Source organism: Betaproteobacteria bacterium (assembly GCA_016713305.1).
Lineage (GTDB): Bacteria > Pseudomonadota > Gammaproteobacteria > Burkholderiales.
In genome coordinates this window covers 25,407-49,895 of the sequence record JADJPK010000005.1, presented here as the reverse complement: position 1 = coordinate 49,895, position 24,489 = coordinate 25,407, and the positions used below count along the sequence as shown (strand labels likewise).

34 protein-coding genes and 1 pseudogene are annotated in these 24,489 nt (G+C 63.9%); 3 read left to right on the top strand and 32 right to left on the bottom strand.

All coding sequences use genetic code 11. The annotated features are described in order from the left end of the window. Positions 1–134: 134 nt before the first annotated feature. The 7 genes from IPK20_05280 to IPK20_05250 all read right to left on the bottom strand — a co-directional run bounded on the left by IPK20_05280 (position 135) and on the right by IPK20_05250 (position 4,264). Positions 135–734 (bottom strand): hypothetical protein, encoded by a 600-nt coding sequence (locus IPK20_05280; protein ID MBK8016178.1) that lies wholly within the window; start codon positions 732–734, stop codon positions 135–137. 97 nt (positions 735–831) lie between these two features. Next, complete coding sequence (locus tag IPK20_05275) at positions 832–1,266, bottom strand: PH domain-containing protein (protein MBK8016177.1); 435 nt, start codon at positions 1,264–1,266, stop codon at positions 832–834. A gap of 12 nt (positions 1,267–1,278) precedes the next feature. Beyond that, entirely contained in the window at positions 1,279–1,704 is a 426-nt protein-coding gene (locus IPK20_05270; protein MBK8016176.1) for a GFA family protein, read from the bottom strand. 115 nt (positions 1,705–1,819) lie between these two features. Continuing rightward, a complete protein-coding gene (locus IPK20_05265; GenBank protein MBK8016175.1) occupies positions 1,820–2,131 on the bottom strand; it encodes a YdhR family protein in 312 nt (103 codons plus the stop codon). Positions 2,132–2,228: 97 nt separating this feature from the next. Then, positions 2,229–2,717, bottom strand: coding sequence for a DUF2059 domain-containing protein (locus tag IPK20_05260; protein ID MBK8016174.1), 489 nt, complete (start codon positions 2,715–2,717; stop codon positions 2,229–2,231). Positions 2,718–2,864: 147 nt separating this feature from the next. Continuing rightward, positions 2,865–3,473: a hypothetical protein gene (locus IPK20_05255; protein MBK8016173.1), complete on the bottom strand. Its 609-nt coding sequence runs from the start codon at positions 3,471–3,473 to the stop codon at positions 2,865–2,867. Between the two features lie 170 nt (positions 3,474–3,643). Then, positions 3,644–4,264 (bottom strand): hypothetical protein, encoded by a 621-nt coding sequence (locus IPK20_05250; protein MBK8016172.1) that lies wholly within the window; start codon positions 4,262–4,264, stop codon positions 3,644–3,646. A 202-nt stretch (positions 4,265–4,466) separates the two neighbouring features. On the opposite strand from IPK20_05250, the gene IPK20_05245 reads away from it, so the two are divergent. Then, positions 4,467–4,799: a transcription initiation protein gene (locus IPK20_05245; protein ID MBK8016171.1), complete on the top strand. Its 333-nt coding sequence runs from the start codon at positions 4,467–4,469 to the stop codon at positions 4,797–4,799. Between the two features lie 55 nt (positions 4,800–4,854). On the opposite strand, the gene IPK20_05240 is transcribed toward IPK20_05245, so the two are convergent. The 11 genes from IPK20_05240 to IPK20_05190 form a co-directional block, all read right to left on the bottom strand. Beyond that, positions 4,855–5,379: a c-type cytochrome gene (locus tag IPK20_05240; GenBank protein MBK8016170.1), complete on the bottom strand. Its 525-nt coding sequence runs from the start codon at positions 5,377–5,379 to the stop codon at positions 4,855–4,857. Continuing rightward, positions 5,354–6,550, bottom strand: coding sequence for a sel1 repeat family protein (locus tag IPK20_05235; GenBank protein ID MBK8016169.1), 1,197 nt, complete (start codon positions 6,548–6,550; stop codon positions 5,354–5,356). The genes IPK20_05240 and IPK20_05235 overlap by 26 nt, the downstream gene beginning before the upstream one ends. A gap of 42 nt (positions 6,551–6,592) precedes the next feature. Continuing rightward, positions 6,593–7,309 carry a VOC family protein gene (locus tag IPK20_05230; protein MBK8016168.1) on the bottom strand — a complete coding sequence of 239 codons (717 nt, stop codon included), beginning with the start codon at positions 7,307–7,309 and terminating at the stop codon, positions 6,593–6,595. Between the two features lie 80 nt (positions 7,310–7,389). Continuing rightward, complete coding sequence (locus tag IPK20_05225) at positions 7,390–7,845, bottom strand: SRPBCC domain-containing protein (protein MBK8016167.1); 456 nt, start codon at positions 7,843–7,845, stop codon at positions 7,390–7,392. 91 nt (positions 7,846–7,936) lie between these two features. Beyond that, positions 7,937–8,560 (bottom strand): hypothetical protein, encoded by a 624-nt coding sequence (locus IPK20_05220; GenBank protein MBK8016166.1) that lies wholly within the window; start codon positions 8,558–8,560, stop codon positions 7,937–7,939. Positions 8,561–8,569: 9 nt separating this feature from the next. Beyond that, positions 8,570–8,929 carry a hypothetical protein gene (locus tag IPK20_05215; protein MBK8016165.1) on the bottom strand — a complete coding sequence of 120 codons (360 nt, stop codon included), beginning with the start codon at positions 8,927–8,929 and terminating at the stop codon, positions 8,570–8,572. A gap of 94 nt (positions 8,930–9,023) precedes the next feature. After that, positions 9,024–9,770: an SDR family oxidoreductase gene (locus IPK20_05210; protein ID MBK8016164.1), complete on the bottom strand. Its 747-nt coding sequence runs from the start codon at positions 9,768–9,770 to the stop codon at positions 9,024–9,026. A 123-nt stretch (positions 9,771–9,893) separates the two neighbouring features. Further along, a complete protein-coding gene (locus tag IPK20_05205) occupies positions 9,894–10,532 on the bottom strand; it encodes a DUF4124 domain-containing protein (protein MBK8016163.1) in 639 nt (212 codons plus the stop codon). Positions 10,533–10,634: 102 nt separating this feature from the next. Further along, on the bottom strand, positions 10,635–11,063 hold the full coding sequence (locus tag IPK20_05200; protein ID MBK8016162.1) for a VOC family protein: 429 nt from the start codon (positions 11,061–11,063) through the stop codon (positions 10,635–10,637). A gap of 4 nt (positions 11,064–11,067) precedes the next feature. Next, a complete protein-coding gene (locus tag IPK20_05195; GenBank protein ID MBK8016161.1) occupies positions 11,068–11,586 on the bottom strand; it encodes a VOC family protein in 519 nt (172 codons plus the stop codon). Further along, complete coding sequence (locus tag IPK20_05190; GenBank protein ID MBK8016160.1) at positions 11,471–12,166, bottom strand: DUF1697 domain-containing protein; 696 nt, start codon at positions 12,164–12,166, stop codon at positions 11,471–11,473. The genes IPK20_05195 and IPK20_05190 overlap by 116 nt, the downstream gene beginning before the upstream one ends. A gap of 145 nt (positions 12,167–12,311) precedes the next feature. On the opposite strand from IPK20_05190, the gene IPK20_05185 reads away from it, so the two are divergent. Then, positions 12,312–12,710: a hypothetical protein gene (locus IPK20_05185; protein ID MBK8016159.1), complete on the top strand. Its 399-nt coding sequence runs from the start codon at positions 12,312–12,314 to the stop codon at positions 12,708–12,710. A gap of 92 nt (positions 12,711–12,802) precedes the next feature. Here IPK20_05185 and IPK20_05180 read toward each other — a convergent pair whose 3' ends face one another. From IPK20_05180 to rsgA, 5 genes are all read right to left on the bottom strand, one after another. Then, complete coding sequence (locus IPK20_05180) at positions 12,803–13,081, bottom strand: hypothetical protein (GenBank protein ID MBK8016158.1); 279 nt, start codon at positions 13,079–13,081, stop codon at positions 12,803–12,805. Positions 13,082–13,209: 128 nt separating this feature from the next. Further along, positions 13,210–13,551, bottom strand: coding sequence for an MGMT family protein (locus tag IPK20_05175; protein ID MBK8016157.1), 342 nt, complete (start codon positions 13,549–13,551; stop codon positions 13,210–13,212). 233 nt (positions 13,552–13,784) lie between these two features. Beyond that, entirely contained in the window at positions 13,785–14,219 is a 435-nt protein-coding gene (locus IPK20_05170) for a hypothetical protein (protein MBK8016156.1), read from the bottom strand. Between the two features lie 179 nt (positions 14,220–14,398). Further along, entirely contained in the window at positions 14,399–15,151 is a 753-nt protein-coding gene (locus IPK20_05165) for a phytochelatin synthase family protein (protein ID MBK8016155.1), read from the bottom strand. Positions 15,152–15,409: 258 nt separating this feature from the next. Further along, entirely contained in the window at positions 15,410–16,480 is a 1,071-nt protein-coding gene (rsgA, locus tag IPK20_05160; GenBank protein MBK8016154.1) for a ribosome small subunit-dependent GTPase A, read from the bottom strand. A gap of 264 nt (positions 16,481–16,744) precedes the next feature. Between rsgA and IPK20_05155 the strand changes: the two genes are divergently transcribed. Further along, positions 16,745–17,086 (top strand): hypothetical protein, encoded by a 342-nt coding sequence (locus tag IPK20_05155; GenBank protein ID MBK8016153.1) that lies wholly within the window; start codon positions 16,745–16,747, stop codon positions 17,084–17,086. A 102-nt stretch (positions 17,087–17,188) separates the two neighbouring features. Here IPK20_05155 and IPK20_05150 read toward each other — a convergent pair whose 3' ends face one another. The 9 genes and pseudogenes from IPK20_05150 to IPK20_05110 all read right to left on the bottom strand — a co-directional run bounded on the left by IPK20_05150 (position 17,189) and on the right by IPK20_05110 (position 24,319). After that, the gene (locus IPK20_05150) at positions 17,189–17,626 is read right to left on the bottom strand and encodes a hypothetical protein (GenBank protein ID MBK8016152.1); all 438 of its coding nucleotides are present in this window, start codon (positions 17,624–17,626) and stop codon (positions 17,189–17,191) included. A 131-nt stretch (positions 17,627–17,757) separates the two neighbouring features. Then, positions 17,758–18,555, bottom strand: coding sequence for a dioxygenase (locus tag IPK20_05145; protein MBK8016151.1), 798 nt, complete (start codon positions 18,553–18,555; stop codon positions 17,758–17,760). A 66-nt stretch (positions 18,556–18,621) separates the two neighbouring features. After that, positions 18,622–18,897: a DUF2277 domain-containing protein gene (locus IPK20_05140; protein MBK8016150.1), complete on the bottom strand. Its 276-nt coding sequence runs from the start codon at positions 18,895–18,897 to the stop codon at positions 18,622–18,624. A 50-nt stretch (positions 18,898–18,947) separates the two neighbouring features. Beyond that, a complete protein-coding gene (locus IPK20_05135) occupies positions 18,948–19,931 on the bottom strand; it encodes a zinc-dependent alcohol dehydrogenase family protein (protein MBK8016149.1) in 984 nt (327 codons plus the stop codon). 157 nt (positions 19,932–20,088) lie between these two features. Next, positions 20,089–20,511 (bottom strand): hypothetical protein, encoded by a 423-nt coding sequence (locus IPK20_05130; protein ID MBK8016148.1) that lies wholly within the window; start codon positions 20,509–20,511, stop codon positions 20,089–20,091. Between the two features lie 366 nt (positions 20,512–20,877). Continuing rightward, the gene (locus IPK20_05125; GenBank protein MBK8016147.1) at positions 20,878–21,519 is read right to left on the bottom strand and encodes a hypothetical protein; all 642 of its coding nucleotides are present in this window, start codon (positions 21,517–21,519) and stop codon (positions 20,878–20,880) included. Positions 21,520–21,838: 319 nt separating this feature from the next. Further along, positions 21,839–21,991 (bottom strand): annotated as a pseudogene (locus tag IPK20_05120) (SAM-dependent methyltransferase). Between the two features lie 76 nt (positions 21,992–22,067). Beyond that, complete coding sequence (locus IPK20_05115; protein MBK8016146.1) at positions 22,068–23,243, bottom strand: hypothetical protein; 1,176 nt, start codon at positions 23,241–23,243, stop codon at positions 22,068–22,070. Positions 23,244–23,455: 212 nt separating this feature from the next. After that, positions 23,456–24,319 (bottom strand): alpha/beta hydrolase, encoded by an 864-nt coding sequence (locus IPK20_05110; GenBank protein MBK8016145.1) that lies wholly within the window; start codon positions 24,317–24,319, stop codon positions 23,456–23,458. Positions 24,320–24,489: the final 170 nt, after the last annotated feature.

Here is a 24,489-nt window from a genome sequence, read left to right as displayed (position 1 = left end):
CTTTTCGGCTCGAAGGACATTTCCTGAACCGTACCGCAATGCCAGCCGGTGCAGGGCGGCGGATGCGCGGCGGGACAGCGGGGTTTCTCCGCGCTGCACACACATCCGGACACGACCGGCGCCTGTATCCGGCATCACATGCACTGTGTTCCGTAGGGAAGCCTTTCCCGCGGTGCCGTTCCGGAAGGAAGCATCTTGCGGATTCTCGCCGCCCGTTCGCTCTGAATGGCTGCATCGGGCGCCGCGCCGGTTCGGGCAAGCACGATCGCGTACTCGTCCAGAAAATCGGCGAATCGCAGCGGGTCTTTCGTTTCCACCTCCGCCGCCGCGAACAGTGGGAAGGCCTTGTCGTAATGCAGACGCGCCTCGACGAACTGCCGACGATCCAGATGCAGCCGTCCCAGTTCGTGAAGCGCGCCCATGGCGGTGCCGCCCTTGGCCTTGTCGAGGACCGAGGCCTCCGTCAGGGCCCGCTCCGCGCCGTCCCAGTCGCACAGCACGCCCGACACGCGGCCGTACTCGTACTTCAACACCGCCAGCTGTGGCGGCTTGGCCTTGCCAGCCTCCGCGTTGACGATGGCCTTGTCGAAGTTCTGGCGGGCCAGCCTCCAGTCGCCCGCCTGGATCGCCTGGTACCCCGCGTGGGCATACCCGTGGGCGGTGCGCACGTCGACCTGATTCGCACATCCGGCCAGCACGGCGGCGACGAAGGCCGCAGGCGCTCCCGCCTTCATCCCGCAGTTTCCGGCACGAAGGAAAGAACCGGCTTCGGGAGCGAAGCCGGCCCGGTACCCGCGTCCGCAACCGGTGCGCACGAGAAACGACGGCGCGTCACTCGAGCTCTCCGATTCTTACCCGCTTCTGATCCCGACGGTCTTCCACCAGCGTGCGCAGCTTCTCCCGGATCTGCTCCGCGTCCTTGATGCCGTGGATGGCCGAGATCGGCGTCGTGGCATCGGAGGACACCAGGATGACGTTGCCGAGCCCGAAGATGCGCAGGAAGAGCGGCTGATCGAACTTCGTATCCTTGACCCGGTACAGCTCCAGCTCGTCCATCTTCCTGTTGAGCACGCCGCTGTGAACCTTCAGCCGTTGTGACGTGAGTTCGTACCGCTGGCACTTCACCACGAGGTATTTCCAGAACGCGTAGGGGATCGCGAAGATCGCCCCGATGCCGGTCAGGGAAAGAAGCCCGCATACCACGTAAGTGCCAAGATTGGTGATCTGCGACGGACTTCCGGTCCAGACGTTTTCTTCTGTCGGCATGCGCCCTCCTCTTCAGGAACCGCTCGGTTTCGGCGGCACCGGCTGCCGCTCGACCCGCTCCATCGCCGGATCGAGACACGCCCAGCCAGGCGCGCTGGACGCCCAGATGTTGGTGCCGGGACGGATGGACGAAGGATCGTCCAGGTTTCCGGTGCGCACGACCCGGACGTCCGGCCGGCCCGACGACCGGGCGAACAGATGCGTGCCGCAACTCGGGCAGAACTCGCGTGTCACTTCGTTGCCGCTGGCCGCCTGCTTCGTGTGCGCGGCCAGGGTACCCGAGACCACGAGGGCGTCCACCGGCACGAGCATGTTCACCGTTCCGTTCGCCGCCAGATGCTGACAGTCCCGGCACCAGCATATCCGGGCGGAAAGGGGTTCGGCGGCAATCCTGAAGGTGATGGCGCCGCACAGGCAGCGCCCCGTTCTCTCAGTCATTCAGGGCACCTCAAAGTGACCACGTTTCATTCCCGATGCACCGGTTCATCTGCCTCGGCCCGCGGTCAGCGAATGCAGGCGGTCGCATGGGCAGACGCCTGGGCCGGGGCACCCATCACTCGACGAAGATCTCGTTCGAGACATTGTCGACGACAACGGGGCAATCGAGGAACGTCAGCGTGGGTTCGGTGCCGTACCTGCTGCGAACGAACGCCCTCCAGTCGTCCGTGTAGACCGCCAGGGCGTCCTGCTTCGTCTTCCAGAGGTAGATTCCCCCGACCTTGGTTCCGTCCTCCGATCTGAAGTAGACCTTCCGGACCAGCCCGGGCATGCGGAGGTACTTCGCGGCCGTGCCCTGGAAGGCGGCTTTCGCGTCTTCGAGCGACAAGGGCTGCGGAAGCGGAAATTCGACGATGGCAGTGATCATGGGCAAGACCATGTGGTTGACGCAGGGCATCGCGCAAGGCGCGGCAGGGTGGGCAGGCCGTGGCTTGGGCGTCTGGCGCTCAGGTGGTGATGGCCGTTCATAGCGAGTAGCCGTCCTTCTTGAGCCGCGCCCTGACCCGGCTCTCGATCGCAGGCCCCATCGACTGTCCCCACCGCTGCCCGGCCACCATGCTGTCGTTCACGAGAACCGGCAGCACCTGGATCGTCTTGGCGCCCAGCTCCGTCGTGTAGAACGCGATCAGGCCCTTGATCTCGGCCCCGCTGAAGTGCTTGTGATAGATGAGGATCAGCTGTTCCGTGAGCGCGGCGATGTTCGCATCGAGCACCGCCGCCACCTCGGCCGGCAGGACATCGATGGCCTCCTGGGGAATGTCGGGGCGCAGCGTCCTGATGGATTGCGCCAGCTGGCCAACGATCGCATTGGCCATCTGCAGGCCGATGGCCGTGGCTCTGGTCATCCGCAGCAGCTGCTCGATGTCCCCTCGCTTCTCGGCCGACAGGTCTTCGGCAGCCGCAAGACGGGAGAACGCGATCAGAAGAACGAAAAGGAGGGATCGGACAGTCATCGTGCTGATTCCTTCGGTCGGGAGCCTCGATTCTGGAGCGGCCGCGCCGCCCTCACCGCCGGGCGCGCGGGGAGAAGGATAACGCCGCGCGCCGTTCGTCCCAAGCCGATGGCACTGGGCACCGCAGGCGCAGCGCACGCAGCATGGCTACATGGACGTGTCGATGACATGCGAAACACACGTTTCGCCAAGCCTTCCGGGAAAGTAGTAGAGGTGTCCCAGCGACGGGTCTCTTCCCGCGAACCGCTCCCTTTCCTCCAGGTACAGGCTCGCGAGCAGGTGGGCGAACGACTTGTATCTCGACACCAGTCCGCCATGATGGAGAAACAAGGCCTCGCTTTCGCCGTCCCGGGTCGTGTTGCGTGGAATCAGCAGGTAGAAGGCACCTCCAGTCTCGGCGCCCGCCACGAGCATGGAGTCCAGATCACGTTCGCGGAATCCTTGCTGAGACCGGTCATACCGGAAGTAGGAAGCGTCCGGCTCGTTCATGCCGGCGAACGCGGACTTCCAGTTCGAGAAGTCCGCCTCACTGAACTGCTTGAACGGGACAAGCGCGCGAGGGTCAGCGTAACGCTCGGTACCAGGGTTCGACTGCTCGTACAAGGAACGGAACCGGATCTGTGCCTTGGCGACGTGGAAGTCCCGCAACGATCGCGGCAGCCTCGGGTCGGTCGCCGGAATCGTCACGCCGAAGTCCGTTGGCTGGACTGCCTCGGCGCCCACCTCCTTCTGCCAGCAACGCAGGAATCGCGTCATTCGTTCAGGGTCGCCAATGTAGCCCGAGTTCATTTGCGACAGAGGGACGACGGGAGACTGCCGTGAATCAGCGTCCGTTGCCGGCTTGCCACACGCAACCACTGCGAGCGCTGCAGCAAGCAGGACACCGAGCTCGAGCCTGTGCATGATTGGGGAGAATCGTACCGACACTAGCGGGTTCGACGCCCGAGTGTCTCGACGGACACGATCTCGCTGGCGTCTCGAACGGCTATGACGAAGCGGCTGTTGGGGATTCGGAGTGCAGGCGGAACCATCGCTACATCGATGCTTTCGACGAGGCGGCGCGCAAGGTGAGCGCCGGGGGGTACCTTACCCAGCTCGAGTTGAAGCAATCCATTGCCTCGCGGTCCGACCACGCGAACCTCGATGCGCAATTCGTTGGCGTCGGATTCAGGCACAGGCAGTTCCATGGACGACAGCCAGTCGGTCAATGCTGTCCCGCTGTAGCAGTGGCCATCCTCGTCTCGAGCGTGGCCGCCGCTCAGCACCGCCACCGAGGCAGCGACGTAGGCGGAGGCTACAAGACTTGCATACGAGGTGCGGGCCTCGAATTGGAGGACGGCCGAACCCGCACTCTCCCCTTCATCGCGCGTGAATTCGAACGCGGCCTGCTGACCGTCGAGCAGGCAGGGAACAAGCCCGGAGTCCCGCGCAATATCCAGTCCTTCGGGCAAGGAAAGTGCCGCACCCAGGCGGCCTGCCTGCTCGACGATCTGTGACGCGGGGGCATCGGCCGTACTTGGCACGACGGCAGAAACGAGTGTGGACATGTTCTTCAGCGGGAATCCGGGCAAATTCTCGGGTGCACGGTCGGGGAGAGCGAGCAGGGTTGATGCCAGCCATGCTGGAACACTCGCTCGTACCTGACTGAAAAGTCCAAGGGCGCTCGCCCGTCACGCCGGGCGCCGGGAATGTCAGCCGGGAATCTCGGTTGCTACCGCTGGACCCATCGCACTTCATGCGGAGCGGGTCATGCCCAAGTTCATCACAATCGGCTACGGCGACGAGAACGGTTACCGGAGGACGGCTCCGAACATTCGGGAAGCGGCCCATGCCCACGATGCGACGATGAAGTGGAGCGGCGCCGTGATCGGAATTGCCGGGCCGCCGATGCAGGTGCGCAATCCGGACAACAGCGGCGTGCGCACATTGCCCGGCCCCTTCATGCGCAGCGACCTTCCGATTGCCGGCTTCGCCCTGATCGAGGCGGCCGATCTTCGCGAGGCGATCGAAGCCGTGTCGAAGACACCACGTGCGGTCGCTCACGGCGTGGTCGAGATCTGGCCACTGGAGGAAATGCCCTGACGCCGGACTGATCCAGGCGCCCTTCCGGATGTGGTATTCCCCGGGCGAGGGCGACCTACTTCACGACAAGACCTGGCAGGCCTGCAAAGTACTCTGCCAGGGCATCGATCTCGGCGTCCTGGAGATCGCCCACCGCTTCGCGCATCACTGCGTGCGGGCGCGTCCCTTCCCGGTACTCTCTCAGGGCAGTCTTCAGATAGACGGGCTTCTGTCCGGCCAATACGGCGCTGTCCGGATTCACGGGTACCCGCCCGAATACGCCGTGGCAGGTTTCGCACGCTCGCGCGCCGGCCGGCGTCTCGCTGCCGGGAACCGGGGTTTCGGCTGACGCGGCGAACTGCGCATAGTAGGCGGCGAAGTTCTTGAGCTCCTTGTCCGAGTAGGCCTTCGCAACGTCCCGCATGGTCGCGTGGCCCCTCTTGGCGTCCTGATACGCGCGCATGGCGGCGATGAAGTACGTGGCGCTCTGACCGCCCAGGTTCGGCACGGCCTTCATGTTCGCCTGACCATGGCAACCGTTGCACGTCACGGTCTTGCGACGCCCTGCCTCGGCATCACCATCCGCCGCGTTGCTCGTCACCGCGGCAATCGCCAGGATCCAGCAAGCAAGAACCCGATGTGATGTGTTCAAGTGGTTCCTCCTGTGCCCCGCGTCCGGGCCGGTGAAACATGCGCAGCGATCGACCTTCCCTAGCTGCAGTCGGCCCTGAACTTCTCTTCGAGATTGCCGAGCGCGCGCTGCACGCCCTTGTCCTGGGGCCGGGTGGCCGCACGCTTCCGTTCCCGCTCCAGCCGCTCGGCCCGCCGGTCGCAGGCCGCCTGCCGCCCGGTCCGTCGTGGCCGCGCCTCGGGCGGATGGACGGTGCGGTGCCGTCCGCCCTGGATGGCGGCTGGGAAGGCGGAGGCGCCGAGTCGGTGCCGGCACGGGTGCCGTCGCGCATTCTCTGCCGCAAGCGCGCGGCGTCGGTTTCCGCCACCTTCAGTCCCTTCTCCGCCGCGCGGTCCCACCACCGCAACGCCTCGTTGTCGTCCACGGCAACGGGAGAAGGAGTGGCGGGATTTCGAGAGGACGCGAAGTACAGTCCGTAGGTGTACATGCAGTTTGCGTCGCCCTTCTCCGCACAGGTCCTGTTCAGCTCGAACGACTCGCCGGCGTCAGCGGTGCCGCAGCGACCGAGCCAGCTGACCGCAGGGGCGTGGCCCTTGCGGGCGGCGAGCAGGAAATAGGGGCACGCAAGATCGATGCGGTCTTCGAACTTGGCGTAATAGGAGGCGAGCGCGAAGATGTCCTCCGGCCGCCCCGACCTGGCCTTGGCCTGCCATTGGGCTCGAAGCTCGGCCTCGGTTTCGCTCTTCGCTTGCTGGTAGATCCGCCGGCCGACCTCCCGGCACAACGGCGCCACTCCGGTCAGCTCCGAGATCTCCTCCACGCCGTTCGGCACTCCGAACCCGATACCGCTGAACGCCATCATGGCCGAGCACATCGGGGCCAGCAGGTGCCGCAGATCCGCGTCCCGGCGCTCCAGTTCGGCGGCGAGCGATTCGCGTTCGCTGCAGGAGCCGCAGCGCTGCAATCGGGCCTCCAGGGCGTTCACCCGGTCGGCCTCTTCCCGCACCTGTGCCTTGAAATCGTCCAGTTCGGTGAGATCGAAACCGAATACGCGGCGCCAGTATTCCTCTTCCGAAAGAAACTGTGCGGCGGCCAGGCCGGAAAACGCCAGGAGCAGAGCACAGAGGCTCGTGCGAATCATCGAAATTCCCGGACCGGAGCGCTCGATCGACATGAGCGAAGGCTAGTTCCCGGCCCCCTGCGGGAGCGGTGACGAACTCCCCGGTTCATCGCAGTTTCCTGTCTCGGGTACGAGGCCCGGCGCCCCGAGCGCCCGCAGCCCGGCCGGCGTCCGGATGCAGGCCACGAGAGCAGGGGCAGAAGCTTCCGCGATGGACAGGACCGGGCCGGACCCGCCGAACCGAAGACTGGTCAGCAGCGATTGCAGCCGCTTCGGCTCGGGATGAAGGAGTTTCAGTTCGACCAGTCTGCATCCCTTGTCCTGCATGCGGCTGGCGGGATGAACGCCGGTCTTCCACTGAATCAGCGCGGGTGCGGCACCGCCCAGAGGCAGGCTGCCGTCGCCCGGGATGGAGATGAGCCATTCGAGATCTCCCCGGGTCATGGGCTCCGCAGGTCCGAGGTCTTCCGTGGACGCCCCCAGCGAAGAGCCGATGTCTTCCGTCCGTGCCACCCAGCAGCTCAGGAAAGGCTTGCTGGCGGAGGTCACTCGATCCAGCTCGAACCAGCGAGGCCGCTCCGGCGGGGGAGCATCCGGATTGATGGCAATGACCTCCAGAAAGATCGTCTCGCCCAGCGGCAGCAGAAGGTTGTGCGTCCCCATGCGAGGGTGTTCACCGCCTTGCTGCGGGACAACCCCCAGCAGCGTCTGCACTAGCTCCGCTCCTGCCGCGAGGGTCGGCGAGACGATCGTGATGTGGTCGATGTGACAGGTGGGCACGAGGTCACCGGGTGCGGCGAGAGGATGCCGATTATCACCTCGCCGCGCGAGCGGCGGGCGATATCGATTCGCGGGCGGACTCAGGTGTCCGGTTGCTCGCAAATGCGCTTCAGGACTTCCAGCGCTTTCGGCCAGGCGTCCTGCAGATAGTCCTCGAACTCCGGCGTCACGTCCTGATCCACGGTGAGCCGCGTGCCTTCCGGCGTGGCCGTGAACGTATAGTTCTCGTAGGCCGGCAACCAGGCGCGCACCGCTTCGCTGGAGAAGTCCTCGACACCCTGGGCGATGAAGCCGAGATGGCGAATGGAGATGAAGCGGTGCGGCTCGTTCGCTTCGATCTCGGACACCATGCCATCGCCGGACGGGGATAGAAACAGGATCTTGCTGCCCTGATCCCAGGACCCCTCGAAGTGGGATCCTTCGGCGAACGGCGCCGTCCAGACCCTGTAGCCCTGCGGGCTCAGCATCACCCGCCACACCGTCTCGACCGGCGCATGGATGAGTGTCTCGAACTGAATGCGTTTGACTGAAGGCATCGGGGCTCCTTTGCGGTGGGGGCGCGCGATTCGGGCAAGGCTACGCAGACACAGACAGGGTGAACGCTGCAACTCTCGGCTGCGGAAAGCCTCAGCGTCCCTCGAACATGGATGTGACCTCGGTCCCTGCGTCGAGTTTCTTGTCGGCGCAAAAGGCAACCAGCGATCCCGACAGCCGGCGCGCCAGCTCGACGTAGGGTTCCGCTTCCGCGATGGAGAGCTTTCCGTCCACTCGCAGCATCCAGACGTCCCGGAGGGCACGGTTCGCCTGATCCGGCCAGTAGTCGGGAGACAGAACGTTCCCCACGGACGATGTCAGGAACTCGAGACTTTCGAAACCCTGCAACTCATCGCAGAGCGCGCGCGTCAGGAACGCCCGGGCCCAGTCGGGCCGGTTGCTACGCACGAAGTACCGGCGATCGAAGCGCGAATGACCGGTCGAGATGTCGGCAACGCCGAGTTCTCCCACGGCGACCGCGACCGGATCGCGATTCGAGAAGTGCAGGTAGAACGGTACCGGCTCGGGATAGCGCCCCCATATCCAGGTGACTGGTCCCCTGTGGCGCTGGCGCGAGTGGGTGATGACATGCCCGTTCTCCTGCAGCTGCCTGAGGCTCGAGTCGAATGAGGCCTTGCCCCTGCCCCACAGGAGCACCGTGACGACGGCAACCGTCGCCACCAGGATTCCGGCGAAGATCAGATCGGCGTCCGGCATGGAGGTCGGTTACCTGCCGCGAGACGTTTCGCCGGGCCTCTCGACGAATCCGAGTTCCGCCCATACGACACGCCAATGCAGGAAGCTGAGGTCGCCGGCCTTGTTCCAGACGCTGGATGCATCGGGGTCCGGATTCCTGTGATCCCAACCGCCGGGCTCCAGTGCCGTGATCGCCACGTGCGCCTCAGCACTCCCGGGCGACAGGTGGTAACTGAACTCGACATGCTCCGGCAGTTTCCAGTACGGCGCAGGCGCCGCGTCGATCTGCGGATGCCACGTTTGCAGACGGGATCTCGCGTCGAGATCGACACTTTCTATCGCCGACGAATCCGGGCATTCAGCGATGAGACGGAGGAACAGGATGGACATGGAGATTGGGTTGTGCAAGCAGCCCCGCCCCCCCCGCCGGAGGCCACGACAATGCCTCTTCGGCACTCGGCTGCAGCACGCTGGGGGGAACATGTCAGTTGCCTCCGGTGACCTCGATGAAGCTGCCCGTCGTGAACGAGGCCTCGTTCGACAGGAACCACAATATGGCTCGGGCGACCTCGTCCGCGGTCCCGCCGCGCCGCATGGGCAGAAACTGCTTCACACGATCGACGCGCCCGGGTTCTCCCCCGCTTGCGTGCATGTCCGTGTAGATGTATCCGGCTCGCACGCCATTGACGCGAATCCCTTCCTCCGCAACCTCCTTCGCAAGTCCGACCGTCAGCGTGTCCACGGCACCCTTCGACGCGGCATAGTCGACATACTCTCCGGGCGCGCCAAGGCGAGAAGCGGCCGACGATACGTTGACTATCGCTCCTCCGGCACCACCGCGCCTGGTCGACATGCAACGCACCGCCTCCCGGGCGCAGAGAAAAGAGCCGATGACGTTGGTCGCGAAGATGCGCTGGATGCGCGCGGCGTCCATGGCTTCCACCCGCATCTGCTTCTCGAGAATTCCGGCATTGTTCACGAGAGCCGTGGGCGAACCGAGCTCCCTGTCGCAGGTCTCGAACAGGCGAACGACGTCGGGCTCGCTGGACACGTCCGCGGCAACGGAGATCGCTCGACCGCCTGCCGATTGGATCTGTCGAACCACACCGTCGGCCGCAAGCTGATGGGCCCGGTAGTTCACGCAGACGGAATATCCCCGCTGCGCGGCTAGGAGCGCAGTTGCGGCTCCGATTCCTCGGCTCGCGCCGGTGACAATGATGACGTCGTTCATTCACGCTGTCTCCGCGAATCACCCCACGACGGGCCGATCAATGTACGCGGGTTGAGGGGCAGCCGGAAACGGCCGAGGGAAGGGGGGGAGAAAGTCCAAATGGATCACGAGATCAGACGGCATTTATCGCCGGCCGCTCCGCGGGGACTGAAATCCCAGATGCAGCGATGACGTCGTGGCCGTCACGGGAATGACGGCCACGAACAGCTTGCCGCCTCCTACGACCCAGTCGCTACTGGCCGACAGCCCGGGAAAGCCCGTGTCCTTGTTCTTCAACGATCGATTCTTTTCCGCGCCGTACTTGCCGCGCAGGAAGGTCGCCACCTTCTCGTAGGTGGCCAAGTTCGCGTCGTTGCCGTTCATGTGCAGCGCGTCCGTGCTTCCTTGCTCGGGCTGGGCGAGCATCGACGTCCATCGCCCGTTGCCGTCGAAGGTGTATTCGACGATGAACGCCACACCGGAGATCATCACGCCCTTCTTGTGCAGTTTGCCCGTGGCGCCTTGACCCGGTGGATCCTGAATCGCCGTGATCCGCTTCACCTCGTCTCGCGACATGCCATCGCGAATGCCCTCCCAGGGCAGTCGAGTGGCAATGCCCGCCACTTTGGATTGGATGACGTTGGAGCCGTCGCAGGGACTTTCCTGGAACGTCGTCTTGCCGTCCTTGACGCACTTGTAGACGGGCTGCGAGAAGGCCGACGAGGCAAACGCGGCTAGGCTGGCTGCCGCGAGTGCTCCGGCAAGCGGGTGCAGGTTCTTCACTTCGTTCTCCCTTTTGCAAACGCTGGCGGCATTCAGACACATGGCGTCCCGAGCGGGAAGCAACCGCCGGACCAAAGGACATCGGCCTGTGCGAGCCCTCGGCTAGAACGTGATGCGCACCGAAGGAGACGTTCGGGTCGCCTTGCCATGGTAGACGGCTTCGATGTTGTTGCCGTCCGGGTCCAGCACGAAGGCAGCGTAGTAACCGGGGTGGTACGAACGCTCACCCGGCGCGCCGTTGTCCTTTCCACCTGCCGCCAATGCGGCCTTGTGAAAGGCGTCGACCATCGCCCGGTCCTGCGCCTGGAATGCCAGGTGATGGCGGCCGGTGAGGTGCCCCTGGGCTGCCTCGCTCGTCTTCGTCGAGACGAACAGTTCGTCGGCCCAGAAGTAATCTTCCGCGGTCCCTCCCATGGGAATGTTCAGGACACGAAAGACGGCTTCGTAGAACGCTCTGCTCGCGGGAAGATCTCGTACGACGAGCTGGAGGTGATCGATCAGACGGCCGCGGTGCAGTTCCTGCGCTTCCATGGGCTTACTCCTGTCGCGTGCAGCCATCGGCGTTCTCCGCGCGTCGGGGCGTCGGACCGCCGGACGACCGCGTGTTATCTGGCCTGCGTCCCAGTTCTTGAGCCAGACCGATCAGAATGCCTTCCGGACCCCGGATATAGCAGAGGCGATACGTATCCTGATACCGCGCCACCTCGTCGACGAGCGTGGCACCGCGTTTGCGGAGCCGGGCCAGCGTATCGTCGATATCCTCCACCGCAAACATGACGCGAAGGTAGCCGAGAGCGTTGACCGGTGCGGTTCTGTGATCGGCCGTTACGGACGGCGCCAGGAACCGGCATAGCTCCAGCCGGCTGTGCCCGTCCGGCGTGCGCATCATGGCGATCTCCACGCGCATGTTGCGCAACCCGGTGACGCGGTCCGCCCAATCACCTTCGACCGGGACGCGTCCTTCCAGGTCGAGGCCCAGTTCGGTGAAGAACTCGACAGCGGCATCGAGGTCTTCCACCACGATGCCAACGTTGTCCATGCGCTTGACTGTCATGATGCCTCCTGGAAGTTCTTGCCACGCCGGGGCTCAGGCTGCACTGGCCCCGGCGAGGGACGAAAGCTTGAGGACCGTGGCCCAGTTTCGCGTGGTGACGTTGCAACCCGCCCGGCCCAGAAGGGCCTTCCCCACCCTGCTTTTCAGAAGCCCGCCAGGGCAGTGAAGATACGCGGCACGTCTTGTGACGGCAAAGCGCTCGCCCGGTTCGACCAAGGACGCGAGGGGAGTCCAGCTCGCGAAGCGCTCGGGTGTCCATGGCGAAGGCCACCACGAAGCGCGCGCGATCCGATTCGGGCGGCGCGAAGGGAGCGTCTTCCACGATCGCCTCGAGGTCCCTGGCAGACTTGACGATGACCGGCGTTGCAACCCCGAAGCGCTCTTCCACCACGTCGGCAATGGCGCTCGCGAGTCTGGCAGCGCTTCGGCTCGTGGAAGAAAAGACGGCGTTGCCGCTGTTCAGAAGCGTTCGCACATCCTCATGGCCGAGATCTTCCAGTGCAGCCCGGAACTGGGCCATGGACACCTTGTTTCCCTTGCCGACGTTGACACCTCGGAGGAGTACGACAAAGCGGCTCATTGTGCGATGTGAGAAACGTTGAAGGAGAAACACTCCATCGTCACCTGCGCCGCCGATCATACTGCGGCGAGAATGCGAGCGTCGCTCTGCGAGGGCTTGCGCGTGAGTCTGATCGAAGGGCTGACGACAATAGTGGAGGGAGAACATGACCCGATTCGTGATCGAGCCGCAAGTTGCCATTGCCCTTGCTGCCGCGGACTCGAAAGTCGCACCGTGCCACACGCTGCTAGCACCGACTCTGCTGCGGTCTCAGGTTCTCGCCCTCCTGTACGCGGAAGCGCGGTCGGGACAGATCTCGCGCAAGGAGGCTAGCCGCCGGCTGGACTATCTTCGTGCGCTCAAGGTCAGGTTGCTCGGAGATCGGGTGCTGCAGCGAGTGGCCTGGGAGATCGCTCAGGAGCTAGGCTGGCAGGACACCTTCGTGGCTGAGTACCTGGCATTGACCAGGCTGCAGGGCGACGCGCTGGTGACGGATTCGCCGGAGCTGGCCGAATCAGCGGGCCGGGTGGTGACCGTGGCATCGATGAGCGCGTTGCTTGTCTGAAGCCACTGCGGCGCACCTATGCAGGCCGATTCGATGATTGACCAGTACCGCGCCACGATGCCATTCCCCCCGCGTACTCCGACACGCAAGCCTCATCGGCGAAGCCACCATACGGCCGCCGGTACCAGTGCAAGAGCCAACAAGCCAAGCGACAGATAGTTGCCACTGGCCGGGTTGAAATCTTGCCAGATGCGCTGCCACTTGAAGCGCATGACCCACCTTCCGAATGCGATGTCGAAGGAAGCCATGAAAGCGGCAAGGAGCCCGCCGAGCACCAGGTGTTGCTGGAAACCTCTGAGACCTATGCCGGGAACCATGGCATAGCAGACTGCGAATGCGAGCGCCGTTCCCGTGACGGCACTGATCTTGATCGCGTGCCCCTTGCCGATTCTGGGTGCGAGCCAAACCGAGCGAGCGATTCCATGCAGCGTTTCTGTCGCCGCAAGAGCGATGCACAACGACACGATGCGGAGGATGTCCGGGCCGATGTTCGTTGCTCCTAAGGCGAACCCTCGGTGGGCAGCGGCTGCCACTGATATCGCGCGAGGGACAACACGCCGTCGCGGGAGAACCGGACACCCTCGTCTTCGAGCATCAGCCGCTGCAGGTCTTCGCGGCCCATGAGGTCGGAACGGGGACTGATCCGGCCCTGGGCGTTGACCACCCGATGCCACGGGACGTCGTTGCCCTCGGGGAGTGCATGCAGCGCGTAGCCCACGAGACGCGCGTGCCGGGGAAAACCCGCGAGCCGCGCCACCTGGCCATAGGTCGCGACGTGTCCACGGGGGATGCGCCTCACGACGTCGAAGATGAGCGTGTGCGTGGAGGTGGCTGAAGACATCGGCGCTGTCTGACGTTGCTCAGCTGTCCACTCGGAACGATGCCGGTATCGGGCCACGCCGGTCATTGACAGCCCTTGGGGAGCACTCGCCTGGCGAATCAGAAGGCATAGGAGATGGAGTCGTTGGCTTCAGAGATCAGTTTCTTGGCAAAGAGCATGTCGATGATGCGATCGATGTCGGTCTGTGCCAGCTTCTTCTGAAACATGGCCGATATGTGCGACTAGAAATGGATTCAGGTGGTCCCCCTGTTCCGAAAGCGCTTCGCAATCTTCGGCCACCGCCAGGCGACAATCATCAGAGCGAAGAATACGACGAGAGGGGCGTTTCGTTGCGTCGCCCCGGCCTCGTAGCCGGCTTGCTGGGACTGCAGGGAAACGATGTCCGAGTCCCCCACGCGAGCCTGTATCAGCGACGTGCTCGAAAAGTAACCAAGCTCGTCCGTCCAGACCCGGAGCTGCTTCGTTCCCGCTGTCCTGACGTGCGCGCACAGACCTGCATAGTGCTCACAGTTGACCTTTACGCGCCGGCCGGAGGCATTGCTCAACAGCAGGAATACCCGGCCGGCCTTTTCGATGAACAGATGCGCGTCGGCATCCCATTCACGCGCGTTTTCGAGTGTCAGTTCTCCTGGCGCGACCAGCCAGTTCAGCAGGAAGACCATGGTCATGATGGTCGTGCCTGCGCGAAACGCAATCAGCAGCGGATTCTTCATGTGGTCTGACGACTGAGCGAAGAGAGGGGCGCCGGCGTGGCGTTCAACTCACGAGGCGGATGATGACAGCGGGCGTCTCTCCGGCCAAGTGCCTTCCCCATTTGCTACATCGATGGGTCGGGGCTCGCTGTCTGTCAGCGATGAGCGTCGTCCCGCGACTGGATTCCTGCACTCACCAGAAGGTAACCGCGCGCCTGGCGGGAGTCGGGGTCCACGGTGTTCATGGCGGTCCACAACGTGGAGAGCGGAACCCAGGTGTAGGGATACTTCTGGGTCGCCACATCGAGAATCAGAACGCGATCTGTCGTCCCGTCGAAGGCACCGACCGGCGATATGTGGCCGGCCCCCGATTGCTTGAGCACGCGTCGATCGTAGTTGACGACCAGGAACGTACCGGACTCCGCCAGAGCGCCGGCCGCGGCATTGCGGAATGAGGAGATGTCCGATCGGTCGGCGTGCACGACCCGAACGTTCAGACGATGCGCACGGAAGAACCCCGCCAGTTCCTCGAGCGTGAGTCCGGCAAGCGTCAGCGCGAACTCGCTCTTGACCGAGGTGGCTGCCTCGTTGAAGACGGACGTTTGAGTCACGGGAGGTCTCGGTCGCAGGGCCGCATTGATCACCGTGGCGACCGTGGCCGGTCCGCAGAAGGCCCTGCGTTCCTGGGCCACCAGATAGGGTGCGAGTTGCGCATGGTCGACCCTGCTTGCCGACGAGGCGAGCAGCCGCTGGCCTTCGGGCGAGGCGATGTCCACGAGTTCCTCCGCGAGAGGCAGGTTCTCCACGGGCGGTGAGGAAAGCGCGTACCAGGCCACACCGGACACGACTAACAGCAGTGTCGATCCGGCCGCCACGAGAAGTTGCCTGACCAGGGGCTGCATCCTCATGCGCGGCACACTCCTCTCGGGCTCCCGTCCGTCACGCTCGCGGTGCGCTCATCAGTGATGGGCTGGTCCGAATGCTTCGGATCGAGGTCGGCTTCGAACTTCACCGTCCCCAGTGACAGCTCCTCCGGTAAATTCTCAGCATTCGTGCTCCTCGAGGTGGGGATGCGTGGTGCTCACATCCCGCACTGCGTGCAAGTTCCGGCCTCCTCATGTCGCTTCGGATTACGTGGGATCTCCGTCAACGAACCGGGCGAGGCACTACTTGTCCCGGAGATGCTTCTTGACCGAGTGGACGAACCGTCCAAAATCCTTCTCCTTCTTCCGCTTCTCGACCTGCGACAGCTGGTGATACCCGGACTCCCGCCTCAGCTTGAGAAAGTTCTCGTAGTGCTCCGTGCCGATCTCCCCCGACTCCAATGCCTGCAAGACTGCGCAACCCGGCTCGTTGACATGCGTGCAATCCCGGAAGCGGCAGTGCCCGGCGCGCGAAATGATATCGGCGTAGCTCGCCTCGATTCCACCCTCGGCACCCAATACTCCGAATTCGCGCATGCCGGGGTTGTCGATGACCATCGCTCCGTTCTCCAGCACGACGAGCTCTCGGCGCACCGTCGTATGCCGCCCTTCACCCGTCCCGCTGACCCCTCCAGTTTGTTGTGCTTCTCGGCCGACCAGGCCATTGATGAGCGTGCTCTTGCCCACGCCGGAGGAGCCCACGAAGCAGTAGGTCTTTCCGGATTCGAGGGCATCCCGCAGTTCGGCCATCCCTTCCCGCGTGACGTTGCTGAGCGTCAGCACCGGCACATCGATTCCGGCAGTCCGTATCTGCGCGATGAGGGCGGCCACCTCCGCGGGCTCCACCAGATCGGTCTTGGTGAGGAGAACACAAGGTGTGGCGCCACCGTCCCTTGCCATCACCAGGTAGCGCTCGAGTCGCTTGAGGTTGAAATCGTAGTGGCAGGACTGCACGACGATCACGACATCGACGTTTGCCGCGATCATCTGGAATTCCACCGATTCGCCCGCAGCCTTGCGCCGCAGGCTGGTCTTGCGTGCCAGAACACCTTGCACCATTCCGAACTGGTCCGCCGTGGCCTTGTCGACACACACCCAATCGCCCACGCATGGCCATTCGGCCGATGACGCCGACTGGTACAGGTATTTTCCCGAGAGCTTGCCCCGGAACGCCCCGGATTCGTTGAGCAGCAGCAGTTGGTCCCGGTCCACGGCGGCAACACGCGCAACAACGCCTGCGGGACCGCAGTGCAGCCGCGCCTGCTCTTCGAACCAGGCATCCCAGCCCAACGCTTCGAGTTTCGGAACTTTCATGTGCGGCAGTCCATGGGTGGGCGCATAACGATGGAACCACGACGCTCCGCAGGGTGAGGCCGGCTGGCCCGGACGGCGGATGATGGAATTGGCGGGAGCACGGGCCCATCAGCTGTCCGCGGCAATGCAGATGTACGCGAGGTTGGGCTACGCTGCATGGGTGATCGCAGGACCGATGTCGACGCCATCGAGCCGGGGAGCGGCGTTTGCCGCAATGGCGGCGTTCCTGCGCCAACTGCGAAACCTGACCCAAGGAGATATGCGATGCGCCGGTTTCTGATCTCGTTCGACGACGGATCCATGGACCACATTTCCGAGGCCGAGTTGCCGGAGGTCAGCGAGGCCGCGCACGCGGTCGTCCGTGATGCAAAGGAAGCCGGAGTCTGGATCTTCGGCGGCGGCGTGGTTCGCCAGCAGGCCGCCATCGTCGCGCCCGACGGGACGGTCTCAGGAGGTCCCATCCCTGAGACGAAGGCCGTTGTAGGTGGATTCGCGGTGATAGAAGTGCCTTCGCGCGAAGAGGCTCTCCGGTGGGCTGCCCACTTCGCTGAAAGCTGCCGGTGCGCACAGGAGGTCCGCGAGATCATGTTCGACCCCGAGTCCTGAACGACGTCAGCGAAGGGGTAGCGCAAACGGCCTGACGGTCGAACGCATCTGCCCACGCGAAGGAACCCGGCCTGCGAAGGGCAGGCCGCCCTCTCCGCCCTCCTAGAGCGGCCTGCTTTCGTTCCATTCGTTCACTTCGCGCACCTCGGCGTTGGCGGCGTGCCTGGCCAGCGAACGGAAGAAGGCCCGCACGTGATCCGACTCGCGCATGGCGGCGGCGAGCGCGTGACTCGTGGAGAAGAAGCTGACATCCACCGAGTCTTCGTGCGCTCTTGCGCTGACGACAACATATCCAAGGGCAACGGAGGTGGGCGACGCTCGAAGCTCGGGATGCTCTTCCGCCAGGACAGACAGCGCCTGGTCTGTCGGGAAAACAAAGGTGAGAAGCAGTTCGGCACGGCCCGTGTCCTGTGACAGGGCAAGCAGGTCGAGCGCAGCGATGGGGCCCGGCTCAGGTGCCAGGTGCGCGTTGACGGACTGCGCGAGGCCAGGCAGGGCATCGACGTGAACGGTGATTTCGAACGCGTGTGAGTCAGCCATGGCCTTGGATGCCAAGTTCCAGCGATTGACGACTTGCGGCAGGTGGCCGAGCGCGGAGTCTCGGTTCAGTGACCACGCGGCGGGCGGAGTCGGCGGCAGCGGGTCCGACCGCAACGGCGGCGGCTGCGCAATTAGCCGAACTGAACGCCGCTGACGTGGACATCGAGTGCCTTCATCCGGATCGGGAGCGTGGCAGCGTCGTCCTGTGCAGCGCCCGCCATGACATGCAATGGAAGCAAGTGCTCCTCGCGAGGGTGACACTGACGCGCTGCCGGAGCTTGCTCCCACGCCTCCAGAAGCCGGTTGCGTTCACTCGGTTCGCGAGTCACGGCATGCGCGAGCCATTCGTCGAAGACGTGGCTGGGCTCCGTGGACGACCCATGACCGAAGCCCGGCATGTTGTGATAGCTGCTTCCGCTCCCCAACAGCAGGATGCCCTCGTCACGCAGTGGCGCCAGCGCCCGGCCGATCGCCAGGTGTTCAGCCGCATCCAGCGAACCCAACAGAGAGAGCTGAAGGATCGGCAAGTCTGCCTGGGGCAGCGCGACCATCAGGGGAATGAAGGTGCCGTGATCGAAGCCTCTGTCCGGGTCCTCGGCCGTCGGGAATCCTGCGCCAACCAGCAGTTCCTGGACTCGGCCGACCAGGAATGGGGCACCGGGGGCTGGCCATTGCAACGTGTAAGCCTCGGGCGCGAAGCCGGTGTAGTCGTACAGCATGGGCGGATGCGGATGCGTCATGATCGTCGCGACTGGCGCCTCCCAGTGAGCCGAGACGACGAGAGCGGCTCGGGGACGCAAGGGCAATGACGTGACCAGGCTCGCCAGGTACGAACGCAGTGGCTCCAAGGCGCCGCGCGGGATGAACGGAACCTCGACAAAGGGCCACGGACCACCACCGTGGGAGATGTAGATGGCTGGGAGGCGCATGAGTGGATACCTTTCTAAGAGAGCGGCTACACCGCCGGACTCGAGACGACTGCTGGGGACACGCGGCTACTTGGCTGCACCGAAGCGACTGGCAGAACGCTCTTTGGCACGCGCTGCCTCCGCCTCACGGTTCTTGGGCGGGGCATGGGTGACCAGGGCGGCGATGAGATCCCTGGCGGTCGCGGCCACTTGATCGACTGCGTGCTCGAACGCGGCCTGGTTCGCCTTGGATGGAACGTTGAAGCCGCTCAGCTTGCGCACGAACTGCAGAGAGGCGTCACGTATCTCGCGCTCTGTCGCAGGCGGCTCGAAATTGAAGAGAGTCTTGATGTTTCGGCACATCGCATTTGCTCCGAGGAATCGAGCGGGCTGAGGCCCCGGCCCAGAGTGGTCTAAGCGTTGGGTCGCAACTGCACCTTCCCCCCGCGCGACTCGCGTTTCGCGTGGGCCAGAGCTTCGGCCACTTGCGTCAGCGGATAGCTGGCCTCGACCGCCACATGGAGGGTACCGTCGACGAGCCGCTCCGCGAGCCTCGCGTACATGGCCTGGACCTCCTCGAATGCCATGGTCCGCATCACCTTGGCCAGCCAGAATCCGACCAGATGGAGGTCGCGGAACACGAACTGGAACGCGTCGACCTGGATGGGCTCGCCGGACATCAGACCGTAGTTGACGACCGTGCCGCCCTCGGCCAGGCATTGCGCGAGACGTCCCGCCGCGGCGCCGGCGACGGCATCGATGCCGAGCCTGATCTCCGCACCGCCCGTGGCCTCGGCGACACGCTGCGCGAGATCGGGGCCGTCGACGACCACCACGTCAGCGCCCATCTGCTTCAGTTCATCGATGAGCGCGGCTCTGCGCACGACGTTCACCGTGCGCACGCCGCTGACCTTTGCCAGCCGGATCAGATCCACTCCGACGCCGGAGTTGGCGGCGTTCTGGATCACCCAATCACCCGGCTTCAGGTCCACGTAGCTCGTCAGCATCATGTGCGCTGTGGCGACGTTCACCTTCAACATCGCGGCCTGTGCGAGATCCACCTCCGGTGGCAGCCGCACGAACGCCTGCGGCTTGTCGCGGATGCGCTGGACCCAGTTGGTGCGTACCAGGCTCATGACCTTGTCGCCGACCTTCAGGTGGGTCACGCCCTCCCCCACCGCCGCGACCGTGCCCGCGCCCTCGATGCCCAGCGGACACGGCGGTACCGGCTTGGACGCGTAGTTGCCTTCGATAGACAGGATGTCCGCCGGATTGATGGAGCAGGCGACGACGTCGACCAGCACTTCACCCGGGCCCGGCGCGCCGGGATCTGGCACGTCGATGCACTGGACGGACTTCTCCGCGGGACCGATGGCAATGAGTTGTGCGGCTTTCATTCGAGCCCTCCGGTTGTGTGGTGGCGTTGCACGGCGACCCTCGGGTCGGGCATGCCGTGCGGCAGATGCTGGTGTTCGCCAATCATAGCCGTGCACTGAGCCGGGAAACGCGCCGCGGCCCGCTTCTCGACCGGGCGGCCTGGAGTTGACCGAGGGACTAGGCGTCTTCGCGGCTGGGAACGCGCAGCACAGCGACCCCGACGAGCAAGAGCAGGGCCCCGCCAGCAAGGAACAGGACTTCGATGAAGTCGGCGCCGCGGGCGTTGCCGCCGCTGAAGAACGACAACCCTCTGAGCAGTATCAGCGCTCCAATACCACCCAGGATCCATCCAATCGCCTTGCGAAGACGACTCGCTGCCTTTGCGACGGGAGAGTGGTCCGGAACAGGGGCCGACTTGTCTCCGGTCGCGCCCCGCATCTGCATGTAGCTGCCGATGGCGAACAGAAAGAAGATCAGCCACATCCCGCGCTGCACCGACCGCTGCGTGGACGGCGTGAACAGGGACAGGAGGTGGATCAGAAGACCTCCAGCTGCGGTGGAGGCGAACCAAAGCAAGCCTTCGATCGAGCTATCTACCATGGGTCGAGGGCGCAGTGGAGGTTGTCGCGGTGAGACGGTCGTATCGCCTCGAGCGCTACTGCGTGCGATTGCTACGACGACCACCGCGCTAACGAGTAGCCAGCCACCGTATGCGAGAAGTGGCAGAGGGCTGCGCGCCGGACTGCGAAGCAGAAACAAGTGCAGGACGGCCCCGGCCGCCGATAGCACTGCAAACCATACTCTCGGACGCAAAGGCGGGCTCCCGATGACGGGTAACGTGGGGCTAAGGGGCAGCCGGAGGCAGGCAAAGCCCGCCGTAGGCTGTCCCCTTGAGCGCAGAGCTGGGCCGAGGACGCGAACGCCCGTACCCGCATACCATAGTACTCAGCTGGATTCCTCAACCTCTCACAAGAATCTCAGTGACCGCAGAAACCCGCTCTTTCTTTTCTCTGCGTCATTGGTGCTTCTTTTTTCGAACTCCGGATAGTTGACCCAGATATTCCCAACACAGTCGTCACCTTGCGCGGAATAGCTAGCGTGATGAGCAGTGAACGCTTTCAATTCCTGCCGTCCGGACTTCCGCTGCGGAATCGCCTGAACGTAGTTCAACTCTCCAGGCAGAGGATCTATAACTTGCTCAGGAACTAACGGTGTGCCGTACTCACTTGAAAACATCTCGAAGTATCGGGCTCGGACAACCGTACCGAGCTCTTCCGAAGTCTTGGGTCCTGGCCTTTGAGCGATTTCGCACAAGACATCAACTCGATAAACCTCTGCGGGACGCACCGAGGAGAGGAACATGATATGAGCTTCGCCTTCCAAGTAACTCTCCTTTATCTCCATGTATGTGTACTCGTTTGACCCCGGTTCGAAGGGTGAGGCAACCGCAAACTTCCGGTCCTTGGATGTATACACACCGGCGTCGAGACTACCCTTCGTAAACTTCGGAGCAGGAATGAGCCCTCCAATAATGCCTCCGGTGGACTCGCACCCTGACAGAACGATCGATCCAAAGACCATGCAAGTTACGACCGACAGCAGTTTCATTGTCCTACCTCCCTTTCCTGAAATGATGGATTCAACGTTTGAGCTGAGAAGCTAACGCCGGTGTGGCGCATGGCCCGCGAAGCGGTTGATGGACCATGCCGGTGGCAGTCCACTCGAGCGAAGGGCCAGGCGTCAGCTCTGCGGGGGGCAGAAGGCCCAAGCGGCACGCTTGCACTTGGCTCAGGGCTCAAATGCCGCAGGCGAAGCTGGCTTGCTGCGCCTTCGCCAGTGGAAGGCTCCCTGGCGGTGACCTCGGCAAGTGGCACAGGCACATGGACCATCACAGTCTCAAGGTGCTCCCAGAAGACTTCGGACTTCGCAGCATCTCACCCGAACCGCTGCCGAGGTCGAGCACTCGGGTTCCCGCTTCCAGACGAAGCGCCGCGCCGAGGGTGGCGAGCTTTTCTGGTGTGAACGGGTTATGGATGCGGTGAGCACTCTCGGTGATGTTGAAGATCCGTGGAATATCCAATGCAGAAGACCTCCGTAGGGATGCGAATGGATTCGTTCATTGCCCGACGATCACGTCGGGAGGCCGAGGCCATCTGCTATTTCGCGCACTCTCGCTCATGGTTGGCTCTGGCGGCTGCTACGCGGGGCTCGTAGCGGCGCGGATCGCGCGCGGCACCTTCAAGCGCGCGCTCGACGGCACGTTGGAGTGCTTCGCACCGGCGCGCGGTTCGATCGCGTCGCGATTGGCGAACCTGCTCATCGGGTTGTACGCGAGAGCCCTCTGGCTCGTGAGCCTTGGCTTGCGGCAATGCTGGTGCTGTCGCCGGCACGTCTTGCTGCGGCGCAGTCGTCGCTGGCGAGGCTGGCACGGAAAGCCTCGCACGGACAACGGCGGCGCGTTGTCGTGTGGCTTCGATCCTTTGCGCTGCGGCGCCGGTCTTTTCGTAGTGTTGCACCAGTTCTTCGTAAAGCCTGAGTGCTTCGCGATCATCAGCCTTGACTGGCCAAGGTGCATCGCTGCGGCGGGTGGTTTCGTAGTAGCTGGCCAGTGTCGATGTGCACATACCCTTCTCACGTGTCGAACAGGCGCGCAGTTCATCGAAAGCGTCCTGCATGTCCACTTCGGCCAATGTCGCGAACAGGCACTCTTCGGCAAACATCACGGTTGCTGCGGCGATCCCCTTGCGCGAGCCCGCGTAGAAGTAAGGGCACGCCAGATTGATCCGGTCGGCGATGGGCAAGCTGCGATCTGCCACCATGGTCCGGCGTCCCATCCAAACGTACGCATCGAGGTCGCCGGCCTTCACGCGACGAGCGAATTCCTCCTTGTTCTCACGGTTCTTCCGCTCCGCTTCGGCAATACCTGCCTCCTTGCTGAAGGCTTCACACAGTCTGGCGTGGCCGGTCAGCTTCATCGCCGCATCAACCGCTGCGTCGCCAAAGCCAAGGGAGTTGATGGCACCGCACAAGATGCGGTCCTCGCGCAGCAAGGCGGCCTGCCGCTCATTGACTTCTGTGGCCAGGCGATCACGATCGGCACAATTCCCGCAACTGGTCTGCTGCGCACGTAGAGCATCAAGCGCGGCGTAGCTGCCTTGTCTGTGGGCGGTGTATTGGCGTGCGCCAAGCACCTCACCCACCGCGGTCCCAGCCTGCTGTCCGAGAGCGAACGCCGTCAGTTCAGATCGCTTGAGATAGACGACCTCCGCCCGAGCCGGCTGGCCAAGTGCCGCCATTGTGCAAACGATCACCAACCAGCCCATTCGCTTCATTCTGGATCCTCCTTTCGCTGCGGCGCGCTCGATCGTGCCATTGGACCGCCGTCAGCTCCAGTCAGTCGAGCGCCGCGTCGGCAGCAGAGCGGTTGCGACATTATCGGGTGCACGGCAAAGACAAGCGGCCAACATCCACCTCCGATGGTTAACGAAGCTGTCGAAAAAGTCGATTCTGAAGCCAGCCGTAGCACTTCGGGCGCAGCGAAGGGCTACGCCTCATTCCTGAGATACCTGGCCAAGAACTTCAGGATTCTCGCTTCGTACGCGCTCGGTGCGTAGGAGTGGAGATCAACATGCGCTGCACCCTCCACCGCCCACAGCTCCTTCGGTTGGTTCGCCGCAGCAAAGATGCGCTGCGTCTCCTCCCAAGTTGTGTGCTGGTCGCTGGTTCCAGAGACAATGAGCAGCGGAGCCTGCAGCGCAGGCAGCGCAACGATCGGTCTTAGCTGCTGCTCGGTTACCCCCGCTCGCAGCGGAAGCTGCCACAGGAGAACTGGTGACAAGTACGCACCAAGTGGACCGAACTGGATGGCGAGCCGATCGGCAACCGCCTCGGCGATCGTGGGATACATTGACTCCAGTACCACGGCATTCGGTGCCTCATTCGGCCGCGACAGCACGAGCGAGGCGGCCCCAAGAGATACTCCTATGACGCCAATGCGCTCACCCGCAAGCTCACTGCGCAAGAACGCGAGAGCACTGCTGACCCCTTCGGCCTCGTTTGCGCCGAATGTGATGCGCTCGCCAGAATTCTCACCGTGCGCGGGTAGATCGACGAGCAGCACGGAATACCCCTGGGCCAACAGGAATCGAGCGCGGCCGAGCATCTGAGTGCGGTTGGACCGCACACCGTGCAGAAGCAGGACGGCACCATGACCGGGTGTGCCGCGGGCGAGCCAACCGGCAACGAACTGAGATGAGGAGACCGCGAGGCGGACTGACGAGGCGTGGAGCTCGACCGGAGGTTCCCCAATGGCGGCAGATGCAGGGCGACTGAGGATCTCGCCTGCAGCGGCGATTGCGAGCACGACGACGATAGCGCTTGCGACAACGCCCCACCAGAGCCCACGCATCGCAATGAGGGCTACCGTTTGACACGAGAGGCCCGGTCCGGCTTGCCGGGGCGGGTCCTCTCGATTGACGGGTTAGGAGGCTGTAGAAAAAATCGCCAAACCCTTCGGAGAGAAGAACACGGGGGTACGTTTACCCCTCCTGACGGTCGTAGCGTTCGATAGGGCGCGTC

Coding starts and splice junctions, on each gene's coding strand:
- IPK20_05280 (MBK8016178.1), bottom strand. CDS start 734: ATGAAGGCGGGAGCGCCTGCGGCCTTCGTCGCCGCCGTGCTGGCCGGA.
- IPK20_05275 (MBK8016177.1), bottom strand. CDS start 1,266: ATGCCGACAGAAGAAAACGTCTGGACCGGAAGTCCGTCGCAGATCACC.
- IPK20_05270 (MBK8016176.1), bottom strand. CDS start 1,704: ATGACTGAGAGAACGGGGCGCTGCCTGTGCGGCGCCATCACCTTCAGG.
- IPK20_05265 (MBK8016175.1), bottom strand. CDS start 2,131: ATGATCACTGCCATCGTCGAATTTCCGCTTCCGCAGCCCTTGTCGCTC.
- IPK20_05260 (MBK8016174.1), bottom strand. CDS start 2,717: ATGACTGTCCGATCCCTCCTTTTCGTTCTTCTGATCGCGTTCTCCCGT.
- IPK20_05255 (MBK8016173.1), bottom strand. CDS start 3,473: ATGACGCGATTCCTGCGTTGCTGGCAGAAGGAGGTGGGCGCCGAGGCA.
- IPK20_05250 (MBK8016172.1), bottom strand. CDS start 4,264: ATGTCCACACTCGTTTCTGCCGTCGTGCCAAGTACGGCCGATGCCCCC.
- IPK20_05245 (MBK8016171.1), top strand. CDS start 4,467: ATGCCCAAGTTCATCACAATCGGCTACGGCGACGAGAACGGTTACCGG.
- IPK20_05235 (MBK8016169.1), bottom strand. CDS start 6,550: ATGATTCGCACGAGCCTCTGTGCTCTGCTCCTGGCGTTTTCCGGCCTG.
- IPK20_05225 (MBK8016167.1), bottom strand. CDS start 7,845: ATGCCTTCAGTCAAACGCATTCAGTTCGAGACACTCATCCATGCGCCG.
- IPK20_05220 (MBK8016166.1), bottom strand. CDS start 8,560: ATGCCGGACGCCGATCTGATCTTCGCCGGAATCCTGGTGGCGACGGTT.
- IPK20_05215 (MBK8016165.1), bottom strand. CDS start 8,929: ATGTCCATCCTGTTCCTCCGTCTCATCGCTGAATGCCCGGATTCGTCG.
- IPK20_05210 (MBK8016164.1), bottom strand. CDS start 9,770: ATGAACGACGTCATCATTGTCACCGGCGCGAGCCGAGGAATCGGAGCC.
- IPK20_05200 (MBK8016162.1), bottom strand. CDS start 11,063: ATGGAAGCGCAGGAACTGCACCGCGGCCGTCTGATCGATCACCTCCAG.
- IPK20_05195 (MBK8016161.1), bottom strand. CDS start 11,586: ATGACAGTCAAGCGCATGGACAACGTTGGCATCGTGGTGGAAGACCTC.
- IPK20_05190 (MBK8016160.1), bottom strand. CDS start 12,166: ATGAGCCGCTTTGTCGTACTCCTCCGAGGTGTCAACGTCGGCAAGGGA.
- IPK20_05185 (MBK8016159.1), top strand. CDS start 12,312: ATGACCCGATTCGTGATCGAGCCGCAAGTTGCCATTGCCCTTGCTGCC.
- IPK20_05175 (MBK8016157.1), bottom strand. CDS start 13,551: ATGTCTTCAGCCACCTCCACGCACACGCTCATCTTCGACGTCGTGAGG.
- IPK20_05170 (MBK8016156.1), bottom strand. CDS start 14,219: ATGACCATGGTCTTCCTGCTGAACTGGCTGGTCGCGCCAGGAGAACTG.
- IPK20_05165 (MBK8016155.1), bottom strand. CDS start 15,151: ATGAGGATGCAGCCCCTGGTCAGGCAACTTCTCGTGGCGGCCGGATCG.
- rsgA (MBK8016154.1), bottom strand. CDS start 16,480: ATGAAAGTTCCGAAACTCGAAGCGTTGGGCTGGGATGCCTGGTTCGAA.
- IPK20_05155 (MBK8016153.1), top strand. CDS start 16,745: ATGCGCCGGTTTCTGATCTCGTTCGACGACGGATCCATGGACCACATT.
- IPK20_05150 (MBK8016152.1), bottom strand. CDS start 17,626: ATGGCTGACTCACACGCGTTCGAAATCACCGTTCACGTCGATGCCCTG.
- IPK20_05145 (MBK8016151.1), bottom strand. CDS start 18,555: ATGCGCCTCCCAGCCATCTACATCTCCCACGGTGGTGGTCCGTGGCCC.
- IPK20_05140 (MBK8016150.1), bottom strand. CDS start 18,897: ATGTGCCGAAACATCAAGACTCTCTTCAATTTCGAGCCGCCTGCGACA.
- IPK20_05135 (MBK8016149.1), bottom strand. CDS start 19,931: ATGAAAGCCGCACAACTCATTGCCATCGGTCCCGCGGAGAAGTCCGTC.
- IPK20_05130 (MBK8016148.1), bottom strand. CDS start 20,511: ATGGTAGATAGCTCGATCGAAGGCTTGCTTTGGTTCGCCTCCACCGCA.
- IPK20_05125 (MBK8016147.1), bottom strand. CDS start 21,519: ATGAAACTGCTGTCGGTCGTAACTTGCATGGTCTTTGGATCGATCGTT.
- IPK20_05115 (MBK8016146.1), bottom strand. CDS start 23,243: ATGAAGCGAATGGGCTGGTTGGTGATCGTTTGCACAATGGCGGCACTT.
- IPK20_05110 (MBK8016145.1), bottom strand. CDS start 24,319: ATGCGTGGGCTCTGGTGGGGCGTTGTCGCAAGCGCTATCGTCGTCGTG.